General features: G+C 71.5%; 4 protein-coding genes. All 4 read left to right on the plus strand.

Annotation, left to right across the window (positions count from 1 at the left end):
* Positions 1–42: 42 nt before the first annotated feature.
* The 4 genes from ACFWY6_RS34270 (at position 43) to ACFWY6_RS34285 (ending at position 8,653) form a co-directional block, all read left to right on the plus strand.
* Positions 43–5,994: an amino acid adenylation domain-containing protein gene (locus ACFWY6_RS34270; protein ID WP_384698918.1), complete on the plus strand. Its 5,952-nt coding sequence runs from the start codon at positions 43–45 to the stop codon at positions 5,992–5,994.
* A gap of 127 nt (positions 5,995–6,121) precedes the next feature.
* Positions 6,122–6,376, plus strand: coding sequence for an acyl carrier protein (locus ACFWY6_RS34275; RefSeq protein ID WP_384698921.1), 255 nt, complete (start codon positions 6,122–6,124; stop codon positions 6,374–6,376).
* Positions 6,373–7,572 carry an acyl-CoA dehydrogenase family protein gene (locus ACFWY6_RS34280; protein ID WP_384698924.1) on the plus strand — a complete coding sequence of 400 codons (1,200 nt, stop codon included), beginning with the start codon at positions 6,373–6,375 and terminating at the stop codon, positions 7,570–7,572. Before ACFWY6_RS34275 ends, ACFWY6_RS34280 begins: the two co-directional genes overlap by 4 nt.
* On the plus strand, positions 7,562–8,653 hold the full coding sequence (locus tag ACFWY6_RS34285) for an HAD-IIIC family phosphatase (RefSeq protein ID WP_384698927.1): 1,092 nt from the start codon (positions 7,562–7,564) through the stop codon (positions 8,651–8,653). The genes ACFWY6_RS34280 and ACFWY6_RS34285 overlap by 11 nt, the downstream gene beginning before the upstream one ends.
* Positions 8,654–8,763 lie beyond the last annotated feature (110 nt).

Consider the following 8,763-nt stretch of genomic DNA (forward strand, 5'->3'; position numbering starts at 1 on the left):
TGCGGGGGGGCGGGTGTGGGGGTGGGGGCGGGGGTGGGGGTGTTGCAGTTTGCGTCGCCGAGTTTTGATGCGGCGACGTGGGACTGGAGTCTGGCGTTGCTGTCGGGCGCCGCGTTGGTGGTGGCCGGGGCTGAGGAACTGGCTCCGGGGGATGCGCTGGCGCGTGTGCTGCGTGATGCGGGCGTGACGTATTGCATGGTGCCGCCGTCCGCGCTGGGTGTGCTGGATGTGGCGGATGTTCCGGCGTCGATGACGGTGGTCGTGGGTGGTGAGGCCTGCGGTCCGGATGTTGCCGGGCGCTGGTCGCAGGGCCGTCTGATGGTCAATGCGTACGGGCCGACGGAGTCGACGGTGTGCGCGACGATGAGCGGACCCCTGTCGGGTGCGGTGGTCCCGCCGATCGGCAGGCCGTTGGGGAATGTTCGGGCGTACGTCCTGGACGCGGGGCTCGCCCCGGTACCTCCCCGTGTCCCCGGCGAGCTGTATGTGGCCGGTGCGGGACTCGCTCGCGGCTATCTGAACCGGCCGGGGCTGACCGCTGAGCGGTTCGTCGCCGATCCGTACGGCCTGCCCGGTACCCGTATGTATCGCACCGGTGACCTTGCCCGCTGGAACGCCGACGGCACCCTGCACTTCCTGGGTCGTGCCGACGACCAGGTGAAGCTGCGCGGCTTCCGTATCGAACTCGGTGAGATCGAAGCCGCGTTGACGGCATGCCCGGGAGTCGCCAGCGCTGTCGCCGTCATCCGCGAAGACCGGCCCGGCGACCGCCGCCTCATCGGCTACGTCGTACCCGAAAGCGAAGTAGAAGGAGAAGAGCCGACTCAGATCCGCCTCCGGTTGGCCGAGCGGCTGCCGGAGTACATGGTGCCCGCGGCCGTCGTGGCCGTGGACGCGTTGCCGTTGATGCCCAACGGGAAGCTGGACCGCAAGGCGCTGCCCGCACCCGACTACACCGGCGGCAACGGACCCTCCCGTGCCCCGCGCGATGCACGCGAGGAGATCCTGGCCGGGCTCTTCGCCGAGGTTCTCGGCATCGATCAAGTGGGCGTGGACGACGGGTTCTTCGACCTGGGCGGGCATTCGCTGCTCGCGATGCGCCTGATCTCCCGGATACGCGCCGTGCTGGGCGCGGACCTGGCCATCCGGGACCTGTTCTCGGCTCCCACCGTCGCGGCGGTGGCCAGTGCGCTGGACGCTGCGTCCGGACCGGCAGTCCGCCCCGCGCTGCTCCCGGCCACCGCCCGCCCGCAGCCGATGCCGCTGTCCTTCGCCCAGCGCCGCCTCTGGTTCCTCTACCGACTGGAGGGCCCCAGCGCGACGTACAACGTCCCCGTCGTGCTCCGCCTCTCCGGACCCCTGGACGCGGACGCCCTCCGCGCCGCACTCTCCGACGTCGTCGAACGCCACGAGGCCCTGCGCACCGTCTTCCCCGACGTCGACGGCCAGCCGCACCAGCAGGTCATCCCGGCCGGTGAGGCCCGCCCCGACCTGACCGTCGAGGCGGTCGCGGCCGAGGAGGAGCTGACCTCCGCCGTGCACCGGGCGATACGCCATCCCTTCGACCTGGCGACCGAACTGCCGGTGCAGGCCCGCCTGTTCACCCTGGGCGACGCTGCGGACGAGCACGTACTCGTCCTGACCATCCATCACATCGCCGGTGACGGCTGGTCCATGGGCCCCCTGGCCCGCGACCTCAGCACCGCCTACGCCGCCCGCCGTGACGGCAACACCCCGGCCTGGACCCCCCTCCCGGTCCAGTACGCCGACTACACCCTCTGGCAGCACCAACTCCTCGGCGACGAGGGCGACCCGGACAGCCTTCTTGCCGCCCAGCTGGGCTATTGGAAGAAGGCTCTGGCCGACCTCCCCGAACGCCTCGAACTGCCCACCGACCACCCCTACCCCGAGCAGGCCGGATACGAGGGCGCGTCCGTCCCCGTACACATCGATGCGGACCTGCACCAGGCCCTGACCGCACTGGCCCGCTCGACCCAGACCACCGTCTTCATGGTGCTCCAAGCCGCCCTCGGCGTCCTGCTGCACCGACTCGGCGCGGGCACCGACATCCCCGTCGGCACCCCCATCGCCGGACGCGGCGAGGACCAACTCGATGACCTGGTCGGCTTCTTCGTCAACACCCTCGTCCTGCGCACCGACCTGTCCGGCGACCCCACCTTCGCCGAACTCCTCGACCGCGTACGCGAGACGAACCTCAACGCCTACGCCCACCAGGACATCCCCTTCGAGAGCCTCGTCGAGGCCGTCAACCCCACACGCTCCCTCGCCCACCACCCCCTCTTCCAGGTCACGCTGGCGTTCAACAACACCCCTCCGACCAGCGTGAACTTCCCAGCGGTGGACGCCGTTCGGGAGTTCGCCGACGTTCAGGCCGCCCGGATGGACCTCACGGTCAACCTCGCCGAGCGGCACAGCGACGACGGGGCCCCGGACGGCATCGCCGGTGTGCTCACGTACCGCACCGACCTGTTCGAGCCGGGCACGGCGACCGCGCTGGTGGAGCGGCTGCTCCGCGTGCTGCGCGCGGTCGCGGACAACCCCGGCGGTCGCGTCGCCGCCGTCGGCGTCCTGTCCGACGGCGAACGGCACCAGCTCATCGACCGATGGAACGACACCGCCGCGCCCGTGCCTTCCGGCACGGTCACGGAACTGTTCCAGGCACAGGCCCACGCCACGCCCGACGCGACCGCGCTGATCACCGACGGCGCCGCCCGCACCTCGTACGCCGAACTCAACACCCGCGCCAACCAGTTGGCCCGGATCCTGATCGAGCGCGGCGTAGGCCCGGAGCACGTCGTCGCCCTCGGACTGCCCCGATCGCCCCGGCTCATCGTCGCCGTGCTGGCCGTGCTCAAGGCGGGCGCCGCCTACCTGCCGATCGACACCGGGTATCCCGTCGACCGCATCCGCTTCATGGTGCGGGACGCGAGCCCCACCCTCGTCCTCACCGATACCGATACCGACAGCGACACCGAAACCGCCACCGCCACCGCCACCGCCACCGGCGGCCTCTGGGCCGACGGCACCCCCCTCCTCCGCCTCGACGACCCGGCCCTCCAGGCCCGACTCGACGCGGCCGACAGCACCGATCCGGCCACCGCAGCCCACCCCGAGAGCCCGGCATACGTCATCTACACCTCGGGGTCGACCGGCGTACCCAAGGGAGTCGTCGCCCACCACGCCGGGCTGGTCAACCTCGCCCTCGCACAGAGCGAGCAGTGGCAGATCGACACGCAAAGCCGCGTGCTGCAGTTCGCGTCGCCCAGCTTCGACGCCGCCGCCTCCGAGATCTTCACCGCCCTCCTCTCGGGCGGCGCCCTCGTCCTGGCAGGTGCCGAGCGCCTTCTGCCCGGTGAGGCCCTCGGCCGTGTGGCGCGGGACGCGGGAGTGACGCACTGCACGCTGCCGCCGTCCGCCCTGAACGTGCTCGACGTGGCGGATGTGCCGCAGTCGATGACGCTGGTGGTGGCGGGCGAGGCCTGCGGGCCGGACGCGGTCGAACGCTGGTCCGCAGGACGGCAGATGATCAACGCGTACGGGCCGTCGGAGACGACGGTCTGCGCCACGATGAGCGAGCCCTTGACGGGGGCGATCCTGCCGCCCATCGGCCGGCCCATCGCGAACGTACGCACGTATGTACTGGACGCGGGGCTCTCCCCCGTACCGCCCGGTGTTCCCGGTGAGCTGTACGTCGCCGGGGCGGGCGTCGCGCGCGGATACCTGGGACGGCCGGGGCTGACCGGTCAGCGATTCGTCGCCGATCCGTACGGGCCGCCCGGCACCCGCATGTACCGCACCGGCGACCTCGCCCGCTGGAACACCGACGGCACCCTGCACTTCCTCGGACGCGCCGACGACCAGGTCAAGCTGCGCGGCTTCCGTATCGAACTGGGCGAGATCGAGGCGGCCTTGACGGCATGCCCGGGAGTCGCCGGCGCCGCCGCCGTCATCCGTGAGGACCGGCCCGGCGACCGCCGCCTCGTCGGCTACGTCGTACCCCACGACGGGGACGATGCCGATGATGTGGATACGGCATCCATCCGCAACCTCCTGGCCGACCGGCTCCCCGACTACATGGTCCCCGCAGCCGTCGTCCCCCTCCCCCGGCTCCCCCTCACCCCCAACGGGAAGATCGACCGCAAAGCACTCCCCGCACCCGACTACACGCTCGGCGCGACAAGCACCACCCGCGCCCCCGGCACCCCGGAAGAGAAGGCCCTCACCGCCCTCTACGCGGAGGTTCTCGGTCTCGACCCCGCCCGCATCGGCGTCGACGACAGCTTCTTCGCTCTCGGTGGCGACAGCATCAGCTCCATCGTCCTGGTCAGCCGGGCCCGCGAGCACGGCCTCGACATCTCACCCCGCGACATCTTCAAGGACCAGACCCCGAAGCAACTGGCCCGTACCGCAAGGCCATTGGACGTCGGCCGCGCCCGGCCGGCGGCGGACGACGGTGTGGGCCGGGTGCCGCTGACGCCCATCATGCGGTGGCTGATCGAGCCGGGGCATTCCTTCGACGCGTTCTTCCAGGCGAGGCTGGTGCAGGTGCCCGCCGGTGTCGGGCACGGCCCGCTGGTGGAGATCGTGCAGGCCCTGCTCGACCGTCACGACATGCTGCGGGCCCGTCTGACGCGTGACGGTGACGGGGGCGAGGCCGCCCTGGAGGTTCCCCCGGCCGGGGGGAAGCAGGCCGACGAGATGCTGGCCCGTGTGGACTGCGCCGGTGTGAGTGCGGCCGAGCGTGAGCGGCTGATGGCCGACCATGCCCGGCAGGCGCAGGACCGCCTCGCGCCGTACGACGGGGTCATGATGCAGGCCGTGTGGTTCGACAACGGGCCGCGGGAGCCCGGCAGGCTGCTGCTCACCGTTCACCACCTCGTGGTGGACGGCGTGTCCTGGCGCATCCTGCTGCCCGATCTCGCCGCAGCGGGGGCGGCCGTGCTCGCGGGGCGGACACCGGAGTTGGCGCCGGTGCCGACGTCCTTCAAGGGCTGGGCGGAGCGGCTCGGCGCGCTTGCCGTCGACCCGGACCGCGGGGCTTCTCTCACCCACTGGATCGAGACTCTGGCGGGAGCCGAACCGGTCATCGGGGAACGGGAGTTGAGTTCGCCGGTCGATACGGCGGAGCAGTTGCTCTCGCTGCGGGTGACGGTGCCGGTGGAGTTGTCGGAGGCGTTGGTCGGCCGGGTGCCCGCCGCGCTGCACGCCGGCGTGGACGACGTACTCCTGACGGCTTTCGTTCTCGCGGTCGCCCAGTGGCGCAACGCGCGCGGTGGCGTGGGCTCATCGGGCGGCCAAGGCGGGAACTCCCTGCTGGTCGATGTCGAGGGGCACGGCAGGGAGGACGGCCTGTTCGACGGGGTCGACACGTCCCGGACGGTGGGCTGGTTCACGGCGGTGACTCCCGTGCGGCTCGATCCGGGGCGGGTGTCCTGGGGCGAGCTCCGGCGCGGCGGACCGGCCGCCGGGCGGGCCCTGCAGCGGGTCAAGGAGCAGCTGCGGGCCGCGTCGGAGCTGCGTATCGACCATGGGCTGCTGCGTCATCTGAACCCGCGGACCGCGCCGGTGCTCGCCGCGCTGCCGGAACCGCAGGTGGCGTTCAACTACTTCGGGCGGCTGCCCGCCGGCGGGGCGCGCGGCGGCGCGGGCGACTGGCAGCAGGTGGACGGCGCCTTGGCCACCGGCGGCCTCGACCCGCGGATGCGTCTGACGCATGCGCTGATGGTGAACGCGGTGACGGCCGACGGGCCGTCGGGGCCGCGGCTGACGGCCACCTGGTCGTGGCCGCGCGACGTCCTCGCGCGCGAGGACGTGGAGCGGCTCGGTGCGGGGTGGGTCGCCCAGCTGAAGGCGCTCGCCGCGCACGCCGACGGTCCCGAAACGGCCGGTCGTACGCCTTCGGACCTGTCCCTCGTGAGTCTCAGTCAGAACCAGATCAGCCGGCTCGAGAAGAAGTGGCGGGCGAAGCGGTGAGCCTCCCCGTGGCCTTCCCGGCGACCTTGCCCGTGGCCTTCCCGGCGACCTTGCCCGTGGCCTTCTCCCTGGCCTTCCCGGCGAGCGGTGAATTCCTTGATCATGTGAGTTGGAGTGTGATGTCGCAGTGACTTCCGTATACGAGGACGAGGCCGTCCGATCCCGCGTTCTCGAGTACCTGCTGCGGTACGTGGACGACCCCTCCGAGCTGGAGGGCATGCAGCTCATCACCGGCGGGGTGCTCAACTCCCTTGCCACGGTGTCGCTCGTCGGTCACTTGGAGAAGGAGTTCGGCGTCGAGGTCGATGACGACGACCTGGAGATCGAGAACTTCGACACGGTGGACAGCATCGTGCGGTTCGTGCAGGGGAAGCAGGCATGAGCGAGCCACCGCCGACCGCGGAGGAGCTGGGGCGGCTGCTCCTGCCGCTGGCCGACGAGATCGATGCCGCGCGGGCGGTGCCGCCCGGGGTGATCGAGACGGTCGCCAATTCCGGGGCGCTGGCCGCGATGGTGCCCGCCGAGTACGGCGGGCGGCCGATGAGCCACCAGGAGTACGGCGAGCTGAGCCGGGCCGTGGCGCACACATCGGCCTCGTTGCAGAGCCTGTTGACCGTGCACGGCATGGTGTGCGCGAGCCTCAGCCGCTGGGGGTCCCCGGCCGTCCGGCGGCGGCTGCTGCCGCGTCTCGCCTCGGGTGAGCTGCTCGGTGCGTTCGGCCTCACGGAGGACGGTGCGGGCAGCGACGCCCAGGCGATCGGGACGACCGCGGTGCCTCAGGAGCCGGTGGCCGCGGAGTCCGCCGACGAACCCGCGCAGACGTGGTGGCGGCTGGACGGGGTGAAGCGGTGGCTGTCCTTCGGGCAGGTCGCCGGCTGTTTCCTGGTCTTCGCCAAGCACGGCGAGCGCAGTGTCGCCTTCCTCGTCCAGCGGGACGACCCGGGTGTCACGGTGGTGCCGAGCCGCCCCACCAGTGGCTTCCGCAGCGCCATGCTGGCCGATCTGCGGCTGGACGGCTGCCGGGTCCCCGCCGACCGGATGGTGGGCAGGCCCGGCTTCGGTGTGGCCCAAGTGGCGGGCAATGCACTGTCGTTGGGGCGGCTCTGTGTCGCGTACGGCTCGTTGGGGATCGCCGAGGCGTGCTGCGACGCGATGCTCGGCCACACCAGCGGGCGCAGGCAGTTCGGCGGCCGTCTGATCGATCTGCAGCTCGTGCGCGGCCTGATCAGTGACGCCGTGGTCGACACCGAGGCGGCACGGCTGCTGTGCGGGCAGGCGGCGCGGGCCATGGACGTCCAGGACGGCCGGCTGATCCAGCAGGTCCTGACCGCGAAGCTCGCGGCGTCCCGCGCCGCGGGCACTGCATCGGCTGCGGCCGCCCAACTGCACGGCGCGGTGGGCCTGGTGGACGGGGGTCCGGTGGACCGCTGGGTCCGGGACGCGCGGGTCATGCAGGTCATCGAGGGCAGCACTCAGCTGGTGCAGCATCTGCTGGCCGAGGAGAGCCTGCAGAGCTTCCGGGTACGCCGCCGCGATCCTCGGTATCCGTTCACGCAAGGAGCTGATCATGTCGAGTGAGCCCGTCACGCCCGGGGAGCCGGTCGCGTCCAGTGAGCCGGTCACGCCCAGTGAGCTGGTCAAGTGTGTCGTCTGGGATCTGGACGACACGGTGTGGGACGGCGTGCTGTCCGAGGGCACCGGAGTGGAGCTGCGGCCCGGCGTGCGCGAGGTCATCGACGCCCTGGACCAGCGCGGCATCCTGCAGTCGATCGTCAGCAAGAACGACGAGAAGGCGGCGCTCACCGAGCTCGAACGCCTCGGCATCCGCGACTACTTCCTGGTGCCGCACGTCTCCTGGCAGCCGAAGTCCGAGCTGGTGCGGTCCATAGCCGAGCGGCTCAACATCGGCGTCGACACGCTGATGTTCATCGACGACTCCGAATTCGAGCGCGCCGAGGTCGAGTTCGCGCTGCCGCAGGTGCGGTGCGTGGACGCCGCCGAGGTCTCCGGGCTGCTCGCGCGGCCCGAGCTGTCCCGTCCGGTGACCGCGGATGGGCGCGGGCGCCGCGCGATGTATGTGCAGGCGGAGCAGCGGGGCGAGTACGAGAAGTCCTTCGCGGGGCCGCAGATCGAGTTCCTCAGGTCGCTGCGGATGCGGCTCACCGTCGCGGTGGCCACGCCGGAGGACCTGGAGCGCGCGGCCGAGCTGACCGAGCGTACGCACCAGCTCAACACGACCGGTCTGACGTTCTCCAAGGCGGAACTGCGCGACCTGATGGACAGGGAGGACCAGACGCTCCTCGTCGCACGCCTTGAGGACCGCTTCGGCACCTACGGCACGATCGGTCTCACGCTGGTCGGCAGGTCGCAGTCGGAGTGGCGGATCAGGCTGTTCCTGATGTCCTGCCGCGTCATGGGGCGCAACGTCGGGGGCGCGATCCTGCGGTACCTGGCCCAGGCCGCCGATGCCTCACAGGTGTCCCTGACCGCGGACTTCCTGCCCACCGAGGTGAACAAGCCGATGTATACGGTCTATCGGCTCGCCGGGTTCAAGAAGACCCCTGTCGAGGGTCCCGCGCAGGTGCTGCGGCTCACCCCTGGCCTGAAGCACGGCTATCCCGACTATCTGGAGCTCTCGCTGCCCGAGGCCTTCGGGTAGCGGCGCGGGTCCTTCCGGTCCCGGCCACGCGCCAGGACCGGCGGGGGCGCCCCGGGGGGGCGCGCGGGGGCGGGGGGAGAACCCCCCCCCCCCCCCCCGGGCTGGCTGGG

It is taken from the genome of Streptomyces sp. NPDC059037 (genome assembly GCF_042740015.1).
Lineage (GTDB): Bacteria > Actinomycetota > Actinomycetes > Streptomycetales > Streptomycetaceae > Streptomyces.

Bases quoted from the DNA above. Each gene is read 5' to 3' on its own strand.
- ACFWY6_RS34280 (WP_384698924.1), top strand. From the start codon at position 6,373: ATGAGCGAGCCACCGCCGACCGCGGAGGAGCTGGGGCGGCTGCTCCTG.
- ACFWY6_RS34285 (WP_384698927.1), top strand. From the start codon at position 7,562: ATGTCGAGTGAGCCCGTCACGCCCGGGGAGCCGGTCGCGTCCAGTGAG.